19 protein-coding genes are annotated in these 22,214 nt (G+C 70.5%); 7 read left to right on the top strand and 12 right to left on the bottom strand.

Translation table 11 applies throughout. The annotated features are described in order from the left end of the window. The 4 genes from AC16DP_RS09700 to AC16DP_RS09685 all read right to left on the bottom strand — a co-directional run. The coding region (locus AC16DP_RS09700) for a protein kinase domain-containing protein (protein WP_483956684.1) at positions 1-265 on the bottom strand (265 nt) is incomplete at its 3' end. Between the two features lie 175 nt (positions 266-440). Beyond that, positions 441-1,934 (bottom strand): amino acid permease, encoded by a 1,494-nt coding sequence (locus AC16DP_RS09695; protein WP_329734795.1) that lies wholly within the window; start codon positions 1,932-1,934, stop codon positions 441-443. A gap of 189 nt (positions 1,935-2,123) precedes the next feature. Next, positions 2,124-4,157 (bottom strand): tetratricopeptide repeat protein, encoded by a 2,034-nt coding sequence (locus AC16DP_RS09690; RefSeq protein ID WP_483956683.1) that lies wholly within the window; start codon positions 4,155-4,157, stop codon positions 2,124-2,126. Then, complete coding sequence (locus tag AC16DP_RS09685; protein ID WP_329734797.1) at positions 4,139-5,530, bottom strand: hypothetical protein; 1,392 nt, start codon at positions 5,528-5,530, stop codon at positions 4,139-4,141. The genes AC16DP_RS09690 and AC16DP_RS09685 overlap by 19 nt, the downstream gene beginning before the upstream one ends. A 315-nt stretch (positions 5,531-5,845) precedes the next feature. Between AC16DP_RS09685 and AC16DP_RS09680 the strand changes: the two genes are divergently transcribed. Then, on the top strand, positions 5,846-6,823 hold the full coding sequence (locus AC16DP_RS09680; RefSeq protein ID WP_483956682.1) for a HEAT repeat domain-containing protein: 978 nt from the start codon (positions 5,846-5,848) through the stop codon (positions 6,821-6,823). Positions 6,824-6,861: 38 nt separating this feature from the next. Here AC16DP_RS09680 and AC16DP_RS09675 read toward each other — a convergent pair whose 3' ends face one another. The 5 genes from AC16DP_RS09675 to AC16DP_RS09655 form a co-directional block, all read right to left on the bottom strand. Continuing rightward, positions 6,862-7,500, bottom strand: coding sequence for a hypothetical protein (locus AC16DP_RS09675; protein ID WP_329734799.1), 639 nt, complete (start codon positions 7,498-7,500; stop codon positions 6,862-6,864). Positions 7,501-7,513: 13 nt separating this feature from the next. Beyond that, on the bottom strand, positions 7,514-8,245 hold the full coding sequence (locus AC16DP_RS09670; RefSeq protein WP_329734800.1) for a hypothetical protein: 732 nt from the start codon (positions 8,243-8,245) through the stop codon (positions 7,514-7,516). A gap of 17 nt (positions 8,246-8,262) precedes the next feature. Continuing rightward, positions 8,263-8,865 carry a hypothetical protein gene (locus tag AC16DP_RS09665; RefSeq protein ID WP_329734801.1) on the bottom strand — a complete coding sequence of 201 codons (603 nt, stop codon included), beginning with the start codon at positions 8,863-8,865 and terminating at the stop codon, positions 8,263-8,265. A gap of 257 nt (positions 8,866-9,122) precedes the next feature. Beyond that, the gene (locus AC16DP_RS09660; RefSeq protein ID WP_329734802.1) at positions 9,123-10,556 is read right to left on the bottom strand and encodes a sigma-54-dependent transcriptional regulator; all 1,434 of its coding nucleotides are present in this window, start codon (positions 10,554-10,556) and stop codon (positions 9,123-9,125) included. Next, a complete protein-coding gene (locus AC16DP_RS09655; RefSeq protein ID WP_329734803.1) occupies positions 10,553-12,190 on the bottom strand; it encodes a sensor histidine kinase in 1,638 nt (545 codons plus the stop codon). Before AC16DP_RS09655 ends, AC16DP_RS09660 begins: the two co-directional genes overlap by 4 nt. Before the next feature lie 41 nt (positions 12,191-12,231). Here AC16DP_RS09655 and AC16DP_RS09650 point away from each other — a divergent pair, with 41 nt between their 5' ends. Next, on the top strand, positions 12,232-13,257 hold the full coding sequence (locus AC16DP_RS09650; protein WP_329734804.1) for an LIC_10091 family protein: 1,026 nt from the start codon (positions 12,232-12,234) through the stop codon (positions 13,255-13,257). Positions 13,258-13,265: 8 nt separating this feature from the next. Next, a complete protein-coding gene (locus AC16DP_RS09645) occupies positions 13,266-14,153 on the top strand; it encodes a formylglycine-generating enzyme family protein (RefSeq protein WP_329734805.1) in 888 nt (295 codons plus the stop codon). Here the strand turns inward: AC16DP_RS09645 and AC16DP_RS09640 are convergent. Further along, entirely contained in the window at positions 14,127-15,890 is a 1,764-nt protein-coding gene (locus tag AC16DP_RS09640) for a sensor histidine kinase (protein WP_329734806.1), read from the bottom strand. The two genes, AC16DP_RS09645 and AC16DP_RS09640, sit on opposite strands and share 27 nt — an antisense overlap. Positions 15,891-16,185: 295 nt before the next feature. Between AC16DP_RS09640 and AC16DP_RS09635 the strand changes: the two genes are divergently transcribed. The 3 genes from AC16DP_RS09635 (at position 16,186) to AC16DP_RS09625 (ending at position 19,394) form a co-directional block, all read left to right on the top strand. Then, positions 16,186-17,346, top strand: coding sequence for a serine/threonine protein kinase (locus AC16DP_RS09635; protein WP_329734807.1), 1,161 nt, complete (start codon positions 16,186-16,188; stop codon positions 17,344-17,346). An 81-nt stretch (positions 17,347-17,427) separates the two neighbouring features. Continuing rightward, positions 17,428-18,885: an AlkA N-terminal domain-containing protein gene (locus AC16DP_RS09630; RefSeq protein ID WP_329734813.1), complete on the top strand. Its 1,458-nt coding sequence runs from the start codon at positions 17,428-17,430 to the stop codon at positions 18,883-18,885. Next, complete coding sequence (locus AC16DP_RS09625) at positions 18,882-19,394, top strand: methylated-DNA--[protein]-cysteine S-methyltransferase (RefSeq protein WP_329734808.1); 513 nt, start codon at positions 18,882-18,884, stop codon at positions 19,392-19,394. The genes AC16DP_RS09630 and AC16DP_RS09625 overlap by 4 nt, the downstream gene beginning before the upstream one ends. On the opposite strand, the gene lnt is transcribed toward AC16DP_RS09625, so the two are convergent. Together lnt and AC16DP_RS09615 are read right to left on the bottom strand one after the other, a co-directional pair. Next, entirely contained in the window at positions 19,380-21,026 is a 1,647-nt protein-coding gene (gene lnt, locus AC16DP_RS09620; RefSeq protein ID WP_329734809.1) for an apolipoprotein N-acyltransferase, read from the bottom strand. The genes AC16DP_RS09625 and lnt overlap by 15 nt on opposite strands. A 15-nt stretch (positions 21,027-21,041) precedes the next feature. Next, positions 21,042-21,458, bottom strand: coding sequence for a hypothetical protein (locus tag AC16DP_RS09615; RefSeq protein ID WP_329734810.1), 417 nt, complete (start codon positions 21,456-21,458; stop codon positions 21,042-21,044). Between the two features lie 144 nt (positions 21,459-21,602). Here AC16DP_RS09615 and AC16DP_RS09610 point away from each other — a divergent pair. Next, positions 21,603-22,214, top strand: a 612-nt coding sequence (locus AC16DP_RS09610; protein ID WP_483956681.1) for a SpvB/TcaC N-terminal domain-containing protein, incomplete at its 3' end; no start/stop codon positions are given.

Below are 22,214 nucleotides of genomic sequence, written 5' to 3'. Positions count from 1 at the left end.
CGCGGTAGGGCAGCGTGCCCGGGGGAAACATCCCCTTCGTCAGCGTGGGGTCTCCCTCGTGGTAGCCCGCACCGAAGTCCACCAGCACCGCACGGCCCGTGCGCTGGTGCACCAGGATGTTGGCCTCTTTCACGTCACGGTGCACCACCCGCGCTTCGTGCACCACCGCCAGGCCGCACACCACCTCCAGCACCCGGTCCACCACCTCACCCATGGTGCGCCCGGGGGCCAGTCCCCACGCGTCCAGGGTGGTGCCTTCAATCAACTCCAGCTTCAGCGGCCCTCCAACGCACGGGACGCCTGGAGCGCCTCGCCTCGCGTCACTCGTTGACGTCAATGAGCATCACACATCTGTCTGCATTGCTCGTTGACGTCAACGAGTGGTGTCCGGCGTCCCGTCTTCGCACACGTCATGGCGAAGCGCACCGGGCCCGGGTGTGTCAGAGCGGACCGCCGAGGTCGGGGGGCGGCGGCTCGGCGGGGGTGGTGTCCCCGTGGCCGGCGCGCGAGTGCTTGCGGCCATAGCCGAAGTAGATGACCAACCCGAGCGCCATCCACGCGCCGAGCCGCAACCACGTGGCCACGCCCAGGCCCAGCATGAGGGAGCCGCAGGTGAGGATGCCGAGCACGGGCACCACGGGAACGAACGGGGTGCGGAAGGGCCGGGGCAGCTCCGGCCGCCGGTAGCGCAACACGAGGATGCCCGCGCACACCACCACGAAGGCGAACAGCGTGCCGATGGACACGAGCTCCCCCAGCAGGCCGATGGGGAACAGCCCCGCCACCACCATGGCCACCACGCCGGTGATGAGCGTGGAGACATAGGGGGTGTGGAAGCGCGGGTGCACCTGGCCGAAGAAGTGGGGAAGCAGGCCGTCGCGCGCCATCGCGTAGAAGATGCGCGGCTGTCCCATCAGCAACACGAGCACCACCGAGGCCAGGCCCGCGATGGCTCCCAGGCTGATGAGGGGCCGCAACCAGGACAGCGCCGGCCCCGCCTGGGCGATGGCCACGTACACGGGCTCGGGCACGTTGAGGGTGCTGTAGTGCGCCACGCCCGTCATCACCAGCGCCATGAGCATGTACAGCACGGTGCAGACGGCGAGCGAGCCCAGGATGCCCACCGGCAGATCCTTCTGCGGATTGCGCGTCTCCTGGGCCGCGGTGGAGACGGCATCGAAGCCGATGTACGCGAAGAAGATGACGCCCGCTCCCGAGAGAATCCCGCTCCAGCCGAAGTGCCCGAAGGTGCCCGTGTTCTCCGGGATGAAGGGCCTCCAGTTCTCGGGCCGCACGTAGAACGCGCCGAAGCCGATGACGAGCAGGACGACGGTCACCTTCAGGAAGACGATGATGTTGTTGAGCCGCGCCGACTCGTGGATGCCGACGACGAGCAGCCCGGTGAGCAGCGCCACCAGCAGCGCCGCCGGCAGGTTGACGATCGCTCCGGTGGCGTGGGGGATGTGCGAGCCCGGTGCCACGTCGAACGGGGCGCTCGTCAGGGCCACCGGGAGTTGGAGGTGCAGGTAGTCGCGCAGGAAGGCGGTGAAGTAGCCGGACCAGCCCACCGCCACCGTGGAGGAGGCGAAGAGGTACTCGAGCATGAGATCCCAGCCGATGATCCACGCGACGAGCTCGCCGAGGGTGGCGTAGCCGTAGGTGTAGGCGCTGCCGGCCACGGGAATCATCGCGGCGAACTCGGCGTAGCACAGCCCGGCGAAGAGGCAGCCCACCCCCGCGAGGACGAAGGACAGGAGGATGGCGGGCCCCGCGTGCTGGGCCGCCGCCGTGCCCGTCACCACGAAGATGCCCGCGCCGATGATGGCGCCCACGCCCAGCAGGACGAGCTGGAAGCCCGTGAGCGTGCGGTGCAGCTCGTGCCCCCCTTCTTCACGCTGCAATTGGGCGATGCTCTTCTTCGACCAGATGCTCATGGGCGGCAGTCAACGCCGCTCTGGCCGTCCGAGAAAGAACAAAAAGGGCCGCTCGCTCCACTGAGTGTCCGCCGGAGAGCGGATGTTCCCTTTGCGTTGGGCGAGCCCGCCAGCGCTCCAGTTGGAAAACCCCGCCAACTTCTGGCTCACTGAGATGCGCGCCCGTGGGCCGAGGGCCTGGTTGGGATTTCACTCTGACTGGCGAGCCAGCGCATCCGCCTCGTCCCAGGCGGCCTGGGCCCCAGGTTCGTTGCCGAGAGCCTGACGTGCAGCGGCGGCCTGGGTGAGGCAATAACGGAGATCCTGATTCGCCTGTGGAATATCGCCAAGTATCTCGTGCAATTGGCGCGAAAGAGCCAGGGACTCCTCGTAGGCATCGGCCGCTGCCGACAGCTCCCCGCGAGCCATGCGGATGTCTCCCACGTTGTTGAGCGACACGGAGAGGTCACGAAGCGCCTCCGGCGTCTGTCCCACCACCTCGCGCAACTGTCGCGAAAGAGCCAGGGACTCCTCGTAGGCCTCAGCTGCCGCCGACAGCTCCCCGCGAGCCATGCGGATGTCTCCCACTTTCTCGATCAACACGGAAAGGTCGCGCAGCACTTCCGGCGTCTGTCCTACCACCTCGCGCACCAAGCGGATGAGAGCCAGAGACTCCTCGTAGGCCTCGGCCGCCATCGGCAGATCCCCGCGAGCCATGCGGATGTCTCCCACTCTGGTGAGCGAAATGGAGAAGTCGCGCAGCGCCTCAGGCGTCTGTCCCACCACCTCGCGCAACTGTCGCGAAAGAGCCAGGGACTCCTCGTAGGCCTCAGCCGCCGCCGACAGCTCCCCGCGAGCCATGCGGATGTCTCCCACCCTCTCGATCAACACGGAGAGGTCGCGAAGCGCCTCCGGCGTCTGTCCCACCGCTTCGCGCACCAAGCGGATGAGAGCCAGGGACTCCTCGTAGGCCTCGGCCGCCGCCGACAGCTCCCCGCGAGCCCGGCGGATGTCGCCCACGTTGTTGAGCGAAATGGAGAGGTCGCGAAGCGCCTCCGGCGTCTGTCCCACCACCTCGCGCAACTGGCGCCGCAGAGCCAGGGACTCCTCGTAGGCCTCAGCCGCCGCCGACAGCTCCCCGCGAGCCCGGCGGATGTCTCCCACCCTGTCGAGCGAGATGGAGAGGTCGCGCAGCGCTTCTGGTGTATCCCCCTGAATCTGGCTGCGCTGGCGGCAGAGGGAGAGCGCCTCTTCATATGCACGATTCGCTTCTCTCAAATCCCGCCGCATGTAAGCCAACCGCCCCAGGCCATCGAGCCAGAGGAGACGTTGTCTATCCGTCTGCCCACGCGTGAGTTCAACGGCTTGCTCCAGGTGCTCTGCCGCAGTCGCGAAATCCCCCTCGGCCTCTTCCGACATGGCCAGTGCATGAAGAACTCTGGCACTGCTCAGCGGGTCTTCCTGAACACGATTGCGGATGCGCTCCCATGCCTGCCGCGCCGCTTCGAGGGCCTCGCTCACCCTCCCGGTGGCAAGCAATCCTTCCGTGGCTCGGGTCAGCACAGAGGCCAGCGCCTGATAGCTTTTCAGGTTCCCAGACTGAATCCGTTGCAGCTCGGTGAGAGCGAAGTCCGCGTCGGGAATGGCGCCACTGTCCTCGCTGTCAGAGGCGCCTGCCTCCCGTCGATCCAATCCCGGCCACTCCCGCGCCTCAGCGGGCTCCGCCGCGGGCAACAGCTCGATGTCCATGGCTCGAACCGACCAGAGATCCGAAGCCATCTGGCGGAAGTAGGGCTTCAGCCGGGGAGGAGCCACCAGCACGAGCCCTCCCCGCAGGTGGCGGCGCAAGGCATCCCGGCGCTCATTCATCAGGACGACCAGCTCCATCCAAGCCTGATGCCAGGGTCCCTCGGGTTGCGTCCCCGAGTCGAGATGCAGCGCTTCGATCCAGTGGCAACCGACGTCCCTCGCTTCCTGGGTGAGCAATTCCCGGAGCACTGCGGGCAACTCCTCCGGTCGCGAGGGCTCATACCGGTTCAGACGGCGCGTCTGTCCACGCAGCAGGCGTTCCGTGCGCTGGCGGAGAACCCCTGTCGCGAGTGGCGAGGGGGCGAAGATGAAGCAGAGCCAGAAGTCCTCCGACCACTCCACCTGGCGGCGCAGGCGCAGCCAATCCTGCTCCCCCTCGGGGCCGAGCCCCACCTCATCAGGAGGGCGCATGTCGCCTAGTCCTTCTTTGCCCACCGCGTCCTGGCCACTTCCGCCTGTTGCCGCACGACATCACGCACCAGGGGATGGATGTCGTACCAGTCCGCGCCATTGCGGTAGTTGAGCGCCAGATGCGCCTCGAAGTAGCCGGCCAGCTCGTGCAGCCGCTCATTGCTCTTCAGGGCTACATCATGGCTGTTGGCGATCATGTCGAGCCAGATGGCCGCCTCATCGGAGATGGGCAGGAACCCGTTGCGGTTCTGCTGGATGGCCGCGTCCACTACGGCCCTGCTCACGGGTAGCTTGTCCGCGCGGCGGATGATCTCCGCGAACAGCCGCAGCTGGTCACGCAGGTGGCCCCCGGAGAGCAGGCTCAGTTCGTCCACGACCGCCCGCGACTGCGGCCCCAGCAGCCGCTTCCAGTCACCGCGCTCCGAGATGAGCTTCTCCAGCAGGTCGAGCGCGGGCTGGAAGGGCGTCCGCTGCTCGTCCTTGAGCCGCACCTTCAGCGTCGGAATCATCTGGAGGCCGCCCGGCTCATAGAGGGACCCGAGATTGGGTTGCAGGATCTTGAGGTACGGGGGAACCGTGTAGACGACGTGCAGGTAGTCGAAGTGGAGCTTGTCGCTGTGCTGGACGAGGAGGTTGATGACCGAGTCCTGCACGGCCGCGGCATTGGTGAAGGTGCCACGGATGTGCTCCATGGAGTCCACCAGCAGCACCACCTCGGTGTTCGGTCCATACCGGTCCTTGACCTTCTTGACGCACTCCTCGACGTAGGCGCTCACGTCCCGGGTCAGGGCGCCCAGGTGGCCCGCCATGCGCTTCTGGAGCTTCTCTCGGAAGGAAGGGTCGCTCTTGAGCGTGGCCTTGAGACCCGCGGAAGCTCCGGTGGAGACGGACTTGTCCGGAGTGGAGGCACCGGCGGTCAGGCCCGCAGATATCTCCGGAACCTCGATGTTGGTGCGTGTGAGGAAGTTGACGAGCCGCGGCCAATAACCCTCGTGGGCCGGGTCTCCCGTCAGGTGCTCGGCTTCGAGCAGCGAATCCCCCAGCCCGCCCGCCAGCGCCATGAGGAAGTCGCTCACGTCGATGGGCTGCGAGGGGCTGAGGTAGTCCTCGATGTCGACCAGGGCCACCTTGTAGACCCCGCGACCGTCCAGCTTGCTCCGCAACCGGCGCAGCTCGGTGCTCTTCCCACTGCCGCGGAAGCCGGAGAGCAGCTGCACGCTCTGGCCCGTCGAGTACTCGATGGAGCGCATCAGCAGCTTGACGGGATCGTGCTCCTCGAAGTTCGGATCCGAGTAGATTCTCACGTAGCGCTGGTCGTCGCGCCCATTGAATTCAATGGGCCGGTCGGCGACCGCTCGGAAGAACCTGCGCAGGAAGTCCTGCTCGTCTGGCGTCATGGGGCCTATCTACCCCGGCCCGGGGTTCCCCTCCACTCCGAGCTTTGCTTGCTGGATGACAATGACGCCTTCCTGGCTACGCCCGCGCCACCTGGGCCGGAGGCGGCATCTCGCTCGGACCAGGCCGGGTGGGAAAAGTCCCGTCAGGGGTACTCTCGCAGCAAAGAACAAGGCACCTTCCGGTCGCGCTTCGTACCAACTGGTCCGACTATCGGACCAGTTGCGGGACAAAGCGCCCGGAGCCTCCCCTGGCGGCTGGGAGGCCTCGGCGAGTGCTTGGACGTGGGGCATATCAATGGGGGAAACGGGCTGAGCATGGCGCGTGAGCCAGACATGAAGCAGTGGAAGGAGACACTGGTCACGGTGTTTCACGATGGGGACGAGGCTCGAGCCCGTGCCATGGTGGCCCAATGGGGTGCGCAGCCTCGAAAGATCGGGGCCCTGCTGGAAGCCATGCTCGAGGACGCGGATGCGCTCGTTCGCCAGACGGCTGCATTCGCCCTGGGCGAGCTGGGAGGCGCTTCCAGCGCGAGGCGTCTCGAGCGGCAACTGGCCCTGGAAGAAGCGCGTGGGGATTATGATGGTGAGTCCGTGGCGACAGTCATCACCCAGGCGCTCGGGCGGTTGGAGGACGCAGGCGCTCGGGCGAGTCTGGTGCGCGGACTGCACCGGTTGGTGGCCAGTCCCAGACCAGAACACTCGGAGGTGAGCACGGTGGCGCGCGCTCTCTGGCGCGGACGTCACCCGGAGCTCATTCCCATCGTCCAGCAAGCCCTTCAACGGCTCGCGCCAGCCGCTTCACGCTCCTTGCATGGCCTGCTGGCGCTCCTGGAGAAGTCGCCAGAGGAACTTCGCGTCTGGGCCCTCGAGCCATCGGTGCCGTTGGAGCACAAGACGGGAGTCCTCACGCTTCTCGAGGAGGACATCCCGGACGAACTGCTCGCCGTCCTCCCCGCGTTCATCTCCTCGGCTCACGCCCTCGCCGAAACAGCCGTTGGGCACAAAGGTCCTGCTTCCTACCATTGTGACCGTCTGTTCACCCTGTTGCTCCTTCACCGGGAGCGCCTGCTGCCCGCGCTCCCAAGCGAGGCTCGTGCCGAGCTGCGCGCTCTGGCCCGGCGGCTGGTCGCGGCCCTGTCTCCCAATTGCAGCCTCGGCGCCGCCGTCGTGCTCCAGCACGTGGGACAGCGCGAGGACATTCCTCTTCTCGAGGTCAATCGACCGGCGGAGCCGATTCTCGCCAAGGTCTTCGATGAGGCCGCTCAGGCGTTGCGCCAGCTTCCTCCCGATTGAATCACTGCAAGTGTCGCGGTAGCCCGGAAGCCAGTCCGCTACGCCCGGGCCACCTGGGCCGGGGGCGGTGCCTCGCTCGGGCCTGGCTGGGAGGCCTCCGCGAGTGCCTCGATGCGCAGCAGCAGCTCCTCGATGTGGCTGCGCTCGACGCGGGTGGCGGACGGGTTGCCCAGCCCGGAGAAGCGCAGCAGCGTGAGCTGGGCAGCCAGCTCCTCGACGAGCCCGATGCTGTGCTCCAGCTCGGCCGCGGCGTGCTCGTACAGCCGGGTGAGCCGCTCCTTCACGCTCGCCGGGGCGGTGGCCAGCGCCGCCTCCATCTCCAGCAGCCGCCGCTCCTGCGTCCGCAGGCGCCCGACGAACCCGTCCAGCAACCGGTGCTCGCGCGCCTGCTCCGCCGCCCACGTGCTCTCCACCGCCGCCTGCCTCCAGCACTCCTCGAGCCGCCCCGTCACCTCGTCCAGCCGCCGGGCCCGCGCGCTCTGGTGGCCGCGCTCCACGCGGAGGGCGGCTTCTCCCGGACTGAGCAACACCGGGAGCAGGAAGGGCCAGAGGGCCAGGGCCAGCAGCGCCTGTCCCATCCGTTCCGCGAGCGGGCTCCCCCGCCTCTGGACGAAGGCACAGGCCCCCGCCACCGCTCCGAGCACCGCATACGCCGTGAGAATCACGAGTGCCGTCATGGTCCGTCCTCCTTCAGCCCAGCGCGTTGAAGGCCCAGAAGCCCAGGCCCGAGGTGAACGCCACCATCATCCAGGACACCCGCGCGAGGATGCCCACGCGGTACGCGTCCTCGGAGGACAGCACGGCGGTGGGGTTTCCCAGCGCGGCGCGGGTGACGGACTCGGCCAACAGGCTCAGCAGCCGGTGGATGCGCGCACCCGCGGCCCATCCGGACAGGAGGAACGCCGCGGTGAGCAGCAGCGGCCCCGCCCACTCGGCATCCAGCCGCCACAACAGGTAGAGCGGAGGCGCGAGCCCCGCGAGCAGCAGCGAGCCCGTGGCCGCCGACGCCAACAGTGCCGCCACCAGCCGCGCGAGGGGGACTCGCGCCGCCACGAGGATGCTCGCCGCGTAGATGGGGCCCAGCGACGCCGCGAGCGCCAGCAGCACGTTCATCGACGCCAGTGCCGCTGGCAGGGCCCAGTCCTCTCCGTGGCCGCGCGCGGCGCTCGCCGTGGCGGCGAAGGCGCTCGTGCTCACGGCGATGACTCCCACCGAGCCGACCACCAGCCCCTGGAGGCGCGTGGCATCGAGCAGCCGCTCCACGATGGAGGACGGCTCGCGCAGGAGCTCCACGAGGAGCTGCCGCTCGGGCTCGGCGGGGACGGCGGGCTCGGAGAGGGGCGCGCGCTCCTCCACGGACCAGGGCATGAACGGCGTGAGGGGCTCGGCGGTGAGCGTGACAGTCGGGGACATGGCTTGCATGGAAGACCTCGTCAGGGTCAGAGCGAGAGGAAGGAGGCGTGGACGCGCAGCAGGAAGACGGCGCCCAGGAAGAAGGCGAAGGCCCGGGACATCCACCAGGCGGCCCGCGAGGAGTCGAGCGAGGTGATGACGCGCACGGGAAGGGCCGCGAGGGTGGCGAGCGCGAGCCCGGGGACGAACACCGCGGGGAGGGCCAGGACGAGCGGCGCGTCCCGGGAGACGAGCACGAGGAAGGCCATGAGGGGCATGACACAGGTGGCCACGAGCCCGGCGGCGAGCAGCCCGATAGCGGTGGCGGCGAGCAGGACGCGGGTGGTGAGGCGCAGGCGCAGGTAGATGGCGAAGACGAGGGTGCCGGGGACGACGACGAGCAGGGCCTCGAAGACGGCGCGGAGGGCATCGAGCTTCGGGATGAACCGGAGCCCGGTGGAGGAGACGAAGCCCGCGGCGGCGGAAGAAGCGGCCACGAGGAAGATGCCGAGCAGTGCCGGTGCGAGGGTGGCGGCGAGTGGGCGCCGGGCCATGTCGAGCGCTTCACGAGCGGGCCGGTCCACCGCGCGCAGGAGAGAATGAATCAGGTCCAGGCGGCCCACCGCCGCCGTGGGAGATGCAGAGCCCATGAGGCCTCCTCAGGTGCGCGACATCGCGCGACCCGGGATTGAGCAAGCCCCGTGCCCGGAACCCCGCCCTCGTCACTCCAAATCTCCGCCCAATTCCCTCCCAATATCCCCTCTCCCCTCGGGAGAGGGACGGGGTGAGGGTGCCCGAGCCCGTTCTCCCACCCGCGTCAAACCACTCGCGTGACGCAGTGCACCTGGGAGGCGCGGGTCAGAGGTATGTAAGGCGTTACACAGGTATCCCTGGAACGGCGAGCCGCTCAGCCGATGTGGAGCTCCTCGCGGATGCCGTGTTCATGGATTTTATTGAAGAGGGTCTTGTAGCTGATCCCGAGGAGTCGGGCGGCGGCGGTCTTCTGGCCCCTGGCGGCCTGGAGGGCGGCGATGACGGCGGCGCGCTCGGCGCTGGCGACGGCGTCGCGCAGCGTCTGCACGGTGGGCCCCTCTCCCACCGCCGTCACCTCCGCCGGAGCCGGAGCCGAAGCCGGAACGGGAGCCAGCGCCCCGCGCGGAGTCAGGGGAGCGCGGAGCGACTCGGAGTCGAAGTGCCCGAGCACCACGGCCCGCTCGACGAAGTTCTCCAACTCGCGCACGTTGCCGGGCCAGGTCCAGGCGAGGGCCCGCCGCAAGGTCTCCGCATCCGGCCTGGGAGGCGTGAGCCCCTTGCGCTGGGCGTGCTTCTCCAGGAAGTGCTCGATGAGGCCGGGGATGTCGCGCGTGCGCTCGCGCAGGGGAGGCAGGTGGATGGGAATGACGGCGAGCCGGTAGAGGAGGTCCGAGCGGAACTGCCCGCTGGAGGCCATGGCATCCAGGTCGCGGTGGGTGGCGGAGATGACGCGGAGGTCCACCTTGACGGTCTCGCGCCCGCCGATGCGGGTGATCTCCCGCTCCTGGAGCACGCGGAGCAGACGGGCCTGGGCCTCCAGGGACATGTCGCCAATCTCATCGAGGAAGAGCGTGCCGCCCTCGGCCGTTTCGATGAGCCCCTTGCGGCGGGAGTGGGCACCGGTGAAGGCGCCGCGCTCGAAGCCGAACAGCTCGGACTCGAGGAGGGAAGGGGGCAGGGCGGCGCAGTTGACGGAGACGAAGGGCCCATCGAGCCGGGGCGAGGCGGCGTGGATGGCGCGGGCGACGAGCTCCTTGCCGGTGCCGGACTCGCCGCGCACGAGCACGGTGGCATCCGAGGCGGCCACGCGGGGAAGGAGCGCGGCCACGTCCCGCAGTCCGCCATCGGCGCCAATGAGCGCGCGGCCGGTGTCCGAGTCCGGGGCGAGCGTGGGCGCGGCCAGCTCCAGCTCCACGAGCCGGCGTCCCGCCTCCAGCGCGGCCTCCACGGAGGAGACGAGCCGCTCGTTGGGGAACGGCTTGACGAGGAAGTCGGCCGCGCCCGCGCGCAGCGCCTGGACGGCCCGTTCCACGGTGCCGAACGCGGTCATCACGATGACGGGCGTACGCAGTCCCCGCTGGCGCAGCCGGTCGAGCAACACGAGCCCATCGCCATCGCCCAGCTTCACGTCGAGCAGCAGGAGGTCCGGCGCATGCCGCGAGAGGTACGCCTCCGCGGCCGCCACCGAGTCGAGCGGAACGACCCTCAGCCCGCGCGCGCCCAGCACGTCCTGGTAGAGCTCGCGCAGGTTGTGCTCGTCCTCCACGAGGGCCACCTCGGGCCCGTCCACCGCGGCATCCACCGTCATCGCACGTCCTCCCTCGCCGGGCCGGGGCCCGCTGGCGCCACGGGCAGCTCCACGCGGGCCACGGCGCCTGGCCTGTCCTGACGCGGCAGGAGCCCGAGCGTCCCACCCGCGGACTCAATGGCCGAGCGCGAGATGGCGAGCCCGAGCCCCGTTCCACCCGCCTTCGTCGTGTAGAAGGGCCGGAAGAGCCGCTCGCGATCCACGGCCTCGAGCCCCTGGCCCTCGTCGCGCACCTCGACGACGACGCGGCCCTCCTCACACCGGGCCACGACCTCGATGCGCCCGTCCCGAGCCTCCCGCATGGCCTCGGCGGCGTTCTTCAACAGGTTCAGCAGCACCCCGCGCAGTGCGTCCTCGTCGCCCACGGCCCTCAAGTCCGGATCCAACCGGGGCACGAGCGTGGGGAAGTCCGGCTCGCCCTCGGCCACCGCCACCGCCTCCAACACAATCCGCGACACGTCGAGCGGACCCGCCCCCTTCTCACCCCGCGGCGCCCGGCCGAGGCTCAACAGCTCGGCGACGCGCGCGTCGATGCGATCGCTCTCCTCGCGGATGATGCGGACCGCCTTCTCGAAGCGGGCGCGGTGCTCGGCGGAGACATGCCCGCCCTGTCCCGAGAGCAGCTCGGCGTACCCGCGCACGGCGGCCAGCGGATTCTTGATCTCATGGGCCACGGAGGCGGCCAGCTCCCCGGCGATGGCGAGCCGCTCGGCGCGCTCCAGGCGTCCGCGCAGGGCCGCCGCCTCGGCGCGGGAGGCCGAGAGCTGCTCGGAGAGCCGCGCCTGCTTGGGGAACAGGAGCTGCTCGATGCCCCGGTTGAGCTGCTCGCCCAGGCCGATGAAGAGCAGGGAGGCCACGAGCGCCACCCCCACGGAGACGGAGACCTGGACGAGGTCCACCGGGTAGCCCAGCAATCGGAACACCGCGACGACGGCGCAGGCCACGGCGATGGCGAGCACCGCGTGGGTGAGGGCCCGGGAGACGGGCAACCGCACGGCGACCCGCTCGTGGAGGATGTAGCTGAGCGTCGCCATCTCGGCGGCGAGCACGATGCACAGCAGCACCCCATTGCCGGCGGGCGTCCCCTGGAACAGCTCGAGCACCGTGCGGAGCAGGCAGACGAGCAGCGACACGCCGATGAGTGCCGTCAGGTGCCGGGAGAGCCGGCGGATGGAGGCGTTCTCATGGCGGCACAGCAGCAAGCGCAGCCCGCCGAGCAGACCCACGCCGGCGAGTCCCAGCACCTGGGGAAACACCGCCAGCAGTGGCTGCCCGAAGGCCATGGCCACCCCGGCCGACAGCCCGAGGAGCGCCAGCCCGGTGGGCACCAGGGCCCACGAGAGCCAGCGGCGTACCCGGGTGGGTCCGAGCTCGACGAGGGCATCGGCGATGAAGCCGGAGACGGACAGCAGCGCGGCGAGCCCGACGGCCACGCGGACGGACTCGCGGGCCCGGGGCTGCAGGAGGACGACGAACCACCCGGCGGCGAAGAGGGCGACGCCGGTGGGGCCGCAGGCGAAGAAGAGCCCGCGCCGCTCCCGCCGGGCGGAGGCGAGGACGTAGCCGGCCAGCAGGCCGTTGAAGAGCGCCACGATGAGCGCGACGACGGATGAGGCGAGGAGATGCGCCGACATACGGGCCCCCGGTCCGAGCGTATCACGCGGGGCGCGGTATCATGCCCGCGATGCGTGTCCTCGCCCTCGTCGTCCTCCTGGCCAGCGCCGTGGCAGTGGCCAGTGAGCCCGAGCTGGAGCTCACCGGCTCCACCCGGCTGCCCTCGGATCCCACCCCGGCCGAGCTCGTCCGCGACACCCACTACTGGATCTCCAACGAGGACCACCTCGGGCTCTTCCATGACGCGGTGAAGGACAAGCGGGGCGTCTACCTGGGGGTGGGCTCGGACCAGAACTACCTGCTGGCGGCCTGGGCCCGCGCGGAGGTTCTCGTGCTGATGGACTTCGATCAGTCCATCGTGGATCTCCACCGCGTCTACCGCCTCATGTTCCTCGCGGCGGAGACGCCCGAGGAGTTCCTGCGCCTGTGGCGGCGGGAGAGCCGCGCGGAGGTGCGCCGCCTCATCCAGGAGAAAGGCGGTACCCGGTTCGAGCGGGCGCAGCTGCTCCGGGCGTACGGCACCGCGCGCTGGGCGGTGGAGCGGCGGCTGAAGCGCGTGGTGGAGCAGATGAAGAAGGCCTCGCTGCCCTGTTTCCTGGTGGATGCGGACGACTACGCGCACATCCGCGGCCTCCATGAGGGGAACAGGGTCCTCGTCGTGCGGGGCGACCTCACCGCCGAGCGCACGGTGGCCGCCCTCGGCCGCGTCACGAAACAGGCGGGGAGGAAGATGGGGGTGGTCTACCTGTCGAACGCCGAGCAGTACTTCCCCTATGACGCGAACTACCGCAGCAACATGCGCGCGCTCCCGCTGGACGAGCACAGCGTGGTGGTGCGCACGAGCGGCCAGCGGGGCATCACCCACGTGAAGGGCAGCTACTACCACTACAACACCCAGTCGGGTTCGAGCTTCCGGGCCTGGCTGGAGGACCGGAAGACGCGGGACGTGCGCATGATGCTCCGGTACGCGCCGGACACCGGGCAGCCGCGTGGTCTGTCTCGGCTCGACATGGGGCCCGGCGAGGCGCGCGAGGCGTGGAAGCAGAAGCTCCTCGAGAAGCGGATGAGAAGGGTGGCGCGGCAGTGAGTAGAGCGATGTGGCTCCTCCTGGTGCTCGGACTCGGGAGCGCGGGCGTGGCCGGGGCGGCGGCTCCGTTCCCCGGGGCGCCCGAGGTGCTGCCCTGCCTCGAGGCGCCGGTGCCGGGCATGGCCTGCATCCCCGGAGGTCCCTTCCTCCGAGGCGTGAACACGGGGAAGCACGCACCGGCGAAGCCGCAGGCGGAGGTCTGGGTGCAAACCTTCTACATGGACACGCACGAGGTGACGTACGGCGAGTACAAGGCCTGCGAGAAGGAAGGCCGGTGCGGCAAGGGCGGGCCGAACTACCGCGACTTCGACAACCCCCGGCAGCCCATCAACGGGGTGAGCTGGTACGACGCGAAGGGCTACTGCGAGGCCCACGGCAAGCGCCTGCCCACGGAGGCCGAGTGGGAGAAGGCGGCGCGGGGAACGGATGGGCGGCTCTACCCGTGGGGCGACGAGCCGGCCACCTGCGAGCGCGCCGTCATCCAGGACAGCCGGGGGCGCAGCTGCGGGAAGAAGCAGCGCTCGAGGACGCACGCCGACGTGGGACGTCCGGAGCCGGTGGGCACGCGGCCGCCCAATCCGTACGGGCTCTACGACATGGCGGGCAATGCCTGGGAGTGGGTGGCGGACTGGTACACGCCCTCGTGGAAGGCCTGTGGCGAGGCGTGCCTGGGGGTGGACCCGAAGGGCCCGTGCGAGGGACGCGAGCCGTGCCCGGGCCACACGGAGAAGGTGGTGCGAGGCGGCTCGTGGTTCTGGCCAGCCTCGTACGCGACGTCGGTGTACCGGCGGCCCCACGTGCCCGCCAACCGGCCCATCTTCCACCACTTCGGCTTCCGCTGCGCCGCGAGCCTCGAGCAGGCGCGGGCGTCAGTGGTGGGTGAGGGCACCCGGTGAGCGCGGCAGCCGCACGGTGAAGGTCGTCCCCCGGCCCAGGCCCGACTGCGCGGCCACGGTGCCCCCGTGCGCCTCCACCAGGTGCTTCACGATGTAGAGGCCGAGCCCGATGCTGCGGCTCGCCCGGTCCACCTGCGGTGTGCCGCGCTGGAGCGGCTCGAAGAGGCGGGGGAGGAGGTCGGCCGGAATGGGCGGCCCGTCGTTGTGCACCCGCAGCTCCACGCCGTCGCTCTCGCCGCGCAGCTCCACGCGCACGGGCGTGTCCGCGGGGCTGTACTTGAGGGCGTTGGTCACCAGGTTGGAGGCCACCTGGGCCATGCGGTCCGCGTCCCACTCCCCCGTGGTGCAGCCGCGTTGGCGCACCTCGAGGTGGCGCTCCGGCCAGGCCACGCCCAGCTCGTCCAGCACCTGGTCCACGAGGTGCCGCAGGTCCGTGGGCCGGCGCTCCAGGGAGATGCCTCCGCCCAGCCGGGCCTGGGTGAAGTCGAGCAGGTCGCGGATCATCCGCGCGGCGCGCTCGGCCGAGGCGAGGATGCGGCTGGCGGACTTGGTGGCGCGGGCGTCGAGCTCCTCGCGCCGCAGCAGGGCGTGGGCCGCCAGGGTGATGGCGTTGATGGGGTTGCGCAGGTCATGGCTGACGATGCCGATGAGCTGCTGCTCGAACTCCACGCGGCGGCGCAGCTCGGCCGCGTACCGGCGCTCCGCCTCATAGGCTCGCGCGTTGGCCACGGCCGAGGCCACGTGTCCGGCGGCCATCTCGAAGAAGCTCCGGTAGGAGTCGTCCAGCGCCTGTCGTGGAGACACGCCCGCCACCAGCACCCCATAGGGCACCTTCTGTCCCGGCCGGGAAATGGGGAGCAGCACCGCCGTGTGCGGCGACTCGTCCCAGGGACCTCCCGGCAGATCGCCGAAGCGCGCACGCACGTCGGTGAGCACCTCCACGCGTCCGGTGGCCGCCACGTGCGCCAGGGGCCAGCGGCTGGCGTCCACCTCCGTCTCCAGCCCCGTGCTCGCCACCAGGGTGGCCTGGGCGCGTGGCTCGTCCCACTGGTAGAGCAGCGCGAAGGGCACGTCCGCGGGGTTGGCCGCGAGGGTGCGAGCCGCCTGACGGCAGGCCTCCTCCGGCGTCCGGGACTCGCTGACGTGCCCGGCGAGCTGCCGCAGGGTGTGCAGCCGCCGCTCGCCGATGACGCGCTCGGTGGTGAAGTTCACCGCGGTGAAGACGCCCTCCACCCGGCCCGCCTCGATGCCGATGGGGCTGTAGGAGAAGGTCCGGTACGTCTCCTCCAGGTAACCATTCCGGTTGATGGCGAGCATCAGATCATCTGCCCACGTGGCCCGGCCCGTGGCGAGGACGCCCTCCAGCATGGGGCCGATGACGTGCCAGACCTCGGGCCAGGCCTCGCGGCCCGGACGGCCCAGGGCCAGCTCCGGGTGCTTGCGGCCGAAGAAGGGGATGAAGGCGTCGTTGTAGAGGACGAGCAGCTCCGGCCCGGCGTAGATGAGGATGGGGAAGCGCGAGTTGAGGCAGATGCTCACCGCGCTGCGCAGCGACTGGGACCAGCCCTCCACGGGGCCCAGGGAGGTGGCGGCCCAATCGAAGGCACGCATGTGCGCACCCATCTCTCCGCCGCCCGCGAAGAGGTCCTCCGGCTCTCCGGGCAGGAGGTAGGAAGCCCGCTCGTACAGGGCGGGGCCGAGCCGGCTGGAAAAGGTCCCGTCGATGTGCTCGCTCATTCAGGACAAGCTCCAACGCACTGGGAGGGCGGGAGATTCTCTCTCGTGAGCATCCCTGCCGGGCGGCCGAGGGCGCTCCCCTGGCCGCTGGCCGTCCGGGAAAACGAGGCCGCTGGGGTGACGAGGCGCCTGGCAAGCGCCCGCGAGGCGGGGGAGCCCAGGCACAACCCCACAGGTCGTTCCCTTGGGGTGAATGTCTACAGTAGCCTCCGGCGCACCTTCACACCATTTCCCCTGTCTTCAACCTCCCGGGTGGGGCCGTCTGGCACCGCCGTGACGGGAGAGGAGTGTCTTCATGTCTGACGCTGATTCGCGCAAGCCCGCCCCCTCTGTGAAGAAGCGCCCCGTCCTGTTCTCCCACGGGGACACGGGGTATCTGCGGCTGCGGAAGCTGACGCATGGGCCGGGTGAGCAGAAACGCTTCCTGTGCCTGCCTCGCACCGGGGACAAGGACGGGCCCCTGGTGGAGGTGGCCATGGTCACCGCGTCCGCCGACTGGACGAGCCATGCGCGGCTCGAGGACGCGGCGGATCTGGGCGCGCTGTTGTCGCACCCGGCCATCCCCCGTCACCACGGGCTGTTCCAATACCGGGGCGGCCGCTACCTGGTGACGGAGTACGTGACGGGCATCAGCCTGAACATGGCGGGGCATTACGGCAGCGTGCGCGGACGTCAGCTCTCCGAGGCCTTCACGCTCTACGTGGCCTCCTCGGTGGCGGAGGTGTTGTCGTACGTGCACACCCTCACGGACGCGGCCGGCCGGCCTCTGGGCGTCCTCCACCAGTCGGTGGACCCCTACAACATCATCGTGAAGAACGATGGCACGGTGATGCTGGCCCACTTCATGTCGGCGGCCTCCCTGCTGCCCCGGCGCGCGCCGGCCGTCCCGTTCATCCTCCAGGGGGAGATCGACTTCGCCGCCCCGGAGCGCCTGTTCCCCATGCCGGGCGTCACGGCGGATTCCCGCGCGGATCTCTTCTCGTTGGGCATGGTGATGCTGGAGATGATCACCGGCCTGCAGCTCTATGGCTCGGACGAGGTGGAGCAGGCCGCCGAGCGGCTCCCTCCGGGCCACCCGGGCTACGACGGGGAGTTGCCCTGGGTGTGCGAGGTGCCCAGCTGGACCACGGTGGAGCAGATGGCCCGGCGTGCCGCGGCCTTCACTCCCGAGCACATCGATCACCTGATGCGGCGGGTGTCGGAGCCCGTGCGGCTCATCCTCCACAAGCTGCTGCGCCGCCACCCCGAGGAGCGGTACGCCAACGCCGCCGCCTTGAAGGGCGACCTGGACGCGTGCCTCGGCGTGCTGGACGCGCCCTATGGCGCCAGGGAGGCCATCGAGGAGGTGCTCAAGGCCCGGAGCGAGGCGCTGGCGGTGAAGGGGCCCATCGAGCTCATCCCGTCCGACGAAGTCGAGCGCAGGGCGGGAGAGGTGCTCCTGCCGACCAACCACTGACGGAGGGGGCGACCCGATTTTCGCGGTCAGGTCCGAAAACGGCCAGACAGGGGCGGGCGGCCACGCTACGAAAGCCCCGTGATGGAGACGCTGGAGACCGAGACCTGCTACCGGGCCCTGACCGCGCGAGACCGGCGCTTCGATGGGCTCTTCTTCGTCGGGGTGTCCACGACGGGCATCTACTGCCGGCCGGTGTGCACGGCGAGGACGCCCCGGCGGGAGCGCTGTGCCTTCTACCGCACGGCCGCCGAGGCCGAGCACGCGGGCTTCCGGGCCTGTCTGCTGTGCCGCCCCGAGCTGGCTCCGGGCAGCGCGCCGGTGGACTCGGTGCCGAGGCTCGTGGCGGCCGCGGTGGCGCGCATCGAGGGGGGCTGTCTCAACGAGTCATCCCTGGAGGAGCTGGCGGCGGAGCTGGGGGTCACCAGCCGGCATCTGCGCCGGGCGATGGAAGCGGAGCTCGGTGTCTCTCCGGTCGAGCTGGCGCAGTCGCGGCGGCTCGCGCTGGCGAAGCAGCTGCTCCAGGACACCACGCTCCCGCTGGCCGAGGTCGCCTTCGCCAGTGGCTTCCAGAGCGTCCGTCGCTTCAACGCGCTCTTCCAGGAGCGCTTCGGCCGGCCACCCTCGGAGCTGCGGCGCGCGAGTGACGAGGGCGTGGGAGCGCGTGCGCTCGTGCTGCGGTTGGACTATCGCCCGCCGCTGGACTGGGAGCAGCTGCTGCGCTTCCTGCGGGGCCGCGCGATTCCAGGCGTGGAGCACGCGGGGGAGGCCGAGTACCGGCGCACGGTGCGCCTGGGGGGCAGGACGGGCTGGCTGACGGTGCGGAAGGATCCGAAGCGCCCCGCGCTGCTGGCCGAGGTCTCGCTGTCGCTGGCGGGCGTGCTGATGCAGGTGGCGGCGCGGCTGCGGGCGCTCTTCGACTTGGATGCGCAGCCGGAGGTCATCGCGGAGTGCCTCGGCCGGGACGCGCTCCTGGCGAAGCACGTCCGGGCGCACCCGGGGCTGCGGGTGCTGGGGGCCTTCGAGCCCTTCGAGCTGGTGGTGCGCGCCATCCTCGGGCAGCAGGTCTCGGTGCGCGCGGCGACGACGCTGAGCGGGAGGCTCGTCGCGCGCTTCGGCGAGCCCGTGGACGGTCCGGAGGCGGAGGTGTCCCGGCTGTTCCCGCTGCCGGAGACGCTGGCGGCGGCGTCGGAGGACGACGTGGCGAAGCTGGGAATGCCGGGGGCGCGGGCGAGGAGCCTGCTGGCGGTGGCGCGGGCGGTGGCGGACGGCTCGGTGCGGCTGGACCGGCACGCGGATGTGGACGAGACGATGGCGGCGCTCGAGGCGTTGCCGGGCATCGGGGCCTGGACGGCGCACTACGTGGCCATGAGGGCCCTGCGCTGGCCCGATGCCTTTCCCGCGAGTGACCTGGGGATTCGCAAGGCACTCGGAGACGTGACGGCGAAGGAGGCCGGTGCGCGGGCCGAGGCCTGGCGGCCCTGGCGCTCCTACGCGGCGATACACCTCTGGACTTCTCTTTCGGAAGGAGCAGGCGGATGAAGCTGTACACCACGACGCTGAAGAGCCCGGTGGGCCCTCTGCGGCTGTACGCGAACGAAGGGGCGCTCATCGCCATCTACCTGGAGAACCACAAGCGGGCGCCCACGCTCGTGGCCAGCGAGGGGGAGTCGCATCCGGTGCTGCGGGAGGCGCGGCGGCAGCTGGAGGAGTACTTCGCGGGCGAGCGCATGTCCTTCGAGCTTCCGCTCGAGCCGGTGGGGACGCCCTTCCAGCAGACGGTGTGGAAGGCCCTGCGGGAGATTCCGTTGGGCGTCACGTGGTCCTACGCGGGCCTCGCGCGCCACATCGGCCGGGAGGGGGCGTCGCGGGCCGTGGGCTCCGCGAACGCGAGGAATCCGCTCTCCATCGTCGTCCCCTGCCACCGGGTGGTGGGGACGAGCGGGAAGCTCACGGGGTACGCGGGAGGCGTGCCCACGAAACAGTGGCTGCTCGAGCACGAGCAGCGCATCCGGGGCAGCGCGGGGGCTTCTGCGTCAGGTCCGGCGTGAGCCCCCGAGCAGGGCCAGCAAGGCCAGGACCAGCGCGCACGCGTAGGGGAAGACGGGGGCGAGGTAGGGTCCGAGCGCGAAGAGCTCCACCAGGGCCACCTCGCCCATCAACACCTCGGGTGCTCCGGGCTCCAGCTGGAGTGACGTGTGCGCCTGGACCCGCCCGAGCGCGTCCCCCACGGAGCTGACGCCGGTGCTCGCAGCGCGCACCAGATCCCTCCGGGCCTCCACGCCGCGCAGCGTGGCCAGGGCGAGCGCCTGGTACGGCGCATCCCCATCTCCGAACCAGGCGTGATTGGCCAGGGTGACGAGGAGGTTGGGCTTCTCCCGCACCAGCGGATGGACGGCGAAGGGGAGGATGTCCTCGTAGCAGATGAGGGGGGCGATCCGCAGCGGGCCGCTCACCAGCAGACGGGCCTGCTCCCCCGGCTCGATGTCCGGCGAGTCCGGCAGCCGCGCGCGCACCTCCCGGGCCCACTCGGGGAAGCGCGCCGCGAAGGGCACGTACTCGCCGAAGGGGAAGAGCCGGCGCTTGTCGGAGCGTCCGGTGATGCGGCCGTCGGGTGACACCAGGACGGCGCTGTTGTGGATGAGCGAGCCCCCGAAGGTGTGGCTGAGCGCGCCGAAGAGGAGCGTCCCCTGGAAGCCGGGCCGCAGCTCCCACGGGTGCCCGGGCGCGTACTCCCGGGGGAGCTGCCGATCGAAGAGGTAGGGGAAGGCGGACTCGGGCCACACCACCAGCTCGGCGCCGTCGCGCGCCAGTTGCTGCGTGGACTGGCGCAGGGTGGCCAGGTACTGCTCTCCCCGGTGCTTGCGATCCTCGGCGGTGACGGTGCCGGCGTTGGGCTGGACGATGCCCACCCGGACCTTGGGCGCCGCCGCGCGCGCCATCGCCACGTGCGTGGCCCGGAGCAGTCCGGCGGCCACCACCGCGAGCACCACCGTGCCCGCCACCCGCACCGGCCGGGGGAGGGGCCGCCCGTGCCGGAGGGCCAGCCCGGCCTCCAGCAGGGTGAGGTTGATGAGCACCACGAGCGCGGACACCGCGGGCGCGCCTCCGAGCTCGGCCACCTGGATCAGCGGCCAGGCCCGCCACACGGTGACGCCCAGGTTCCACGGGAAGAGGAAGGGCAGCACGCTCTCCGCCACCACGACCGCCAGCGGCACCGAGACGAGCCAGGGCACGCGGGCCGAGCGCGTGAGGAGGGTGCCCAGCCCCGCCCAGAGGGAGAAGACGCTGGCCTGGTACGCGGCGAGCAACACCAGCGCCAGCACGCGGACCCACGCCGGCAGGTGGCCGAAACGGTCGAGCAGTGCGTAGCCCCAGCGGAAGCCGATGAGGTTGATGGCGAAGCCACACAGCCAGGCGGGCGCCAGGGCCTGCATGGGCGTGGCGTTCCGGAGCGCCAGCAGCAGGGGGACCAGCGCCACCAGCGCCAGCGGCCACAGGTCCAGGGGGGGCGCCGCCAGCGCGAGCAGGGCGGCGGAGAACAGGGCCTGGAGGAGGCGCGTGCGCCGGTGCGCGGGCGTAGGCGTGTCCTCGGGCCGGGCCGTGTCGTGGGGGAGCTGCTCCGCGGGGGTCGTTTCGGGCTGCTCGCGGCGCCGCTGGGCTGCTGCCTTCTTCCTGCTCATGGTGCCTGATGCTCCTCACTGCGCCTGGGTGCGGCGCCCGCGCTCCGGGTCCACGGCGATGGGGGGCGGAATGGAGGGATCCGGCGGCGAGGGGGTGGAGGGCAGGGCCAGCGGCTTCGTCCACTGCGGCGGATGGGCCGGATCGGGCATGAGCGAGGGCGCGACCACGCGGGTGGGAGGCACCTCGGGCACCGGGGCCAGCGCGGCCGTCTCCGGGGACGCGCCGGGCTGCGCGGGGGCAGGGCGCTCCGCCAGCCTGCGCGGGGGCTCCTCGCGGGCGGAGACCGGCACCACGGGCGCGGGTCCGGCCACATCGGTGAGCGGCGCGGTGGGCTCGGGCGTGTGCCGCGGCGGCTCCTGGAGCTCCGTCACCACCACCGCGATGGCCAGCACGAGCAGGGCGGCGGCCACCAGCAGGAAGCGCTTCTTCATCGCGTCATCGTCTCCCGGGAGGGGGGCCGGCCCATCCTAGCGCAAGCACCGGGGTGCCTTCTGGGGTGGATGCGTCGGCTGCTGAATACTTCACCATAGGTGAATCCACTTATACTAGCATTTTCCCCCTCAGCAGGAGGGGTCATGAAAAACCGTCTTCTCGGTGCACCGGTATCCCGCGCGCTCGCGTTGTGGACCGGGCTCGTGGGTGGGCTGGTGCTGGCGGATGCGCCTTCGAACCAGTCCTCGTCGGTGGATACGTACTACGGAGCGTTCACCGCCTCGGAGCCGCTCTCCGTGCCCGCCTTCCACGGACTGGAGCCGTCGCTGCGGCTCACCTACAGCTCGGCGGGAGGCAGCGGGGCCGCGGGAGTCGGTTGGAGCCTGGAGGGGTTCTCCACCATCGTCCGGGCCAGCCCCGGCAAGGGCGTGCCCCGTTATGACGGAGCGGACCTGTTCGTGCTGGACGGGCAGGAGTTGGTGGCGTGCCCCGCGGGCAGCTCCAGTCCGAGCTGCACCACGGGAGGCACGCACGCCACCCGTATCGAGAGCTACCAGCGCATCCAATACAACGCGGCGGCGAACACGTGGACGTCGTGGGACAAGGATGGAACGCGCAGGAGCTACGTGCCCCTCTTCCAGACGGCGCAGGGGACGTACCGCTGGGGTGTGAGCAGTGTGACGGACACCTCCGGCAACACCGTCAACTACGGCTGGTGGTGTGACGGAAGCCCGGCCCTGGACTGCTATCCGGAC

This window comes from Archangium sp., assembly GCF_057119385.1.
This window is presented reverse-complemented; position numbering and strand designations above follow the sequence as displayed.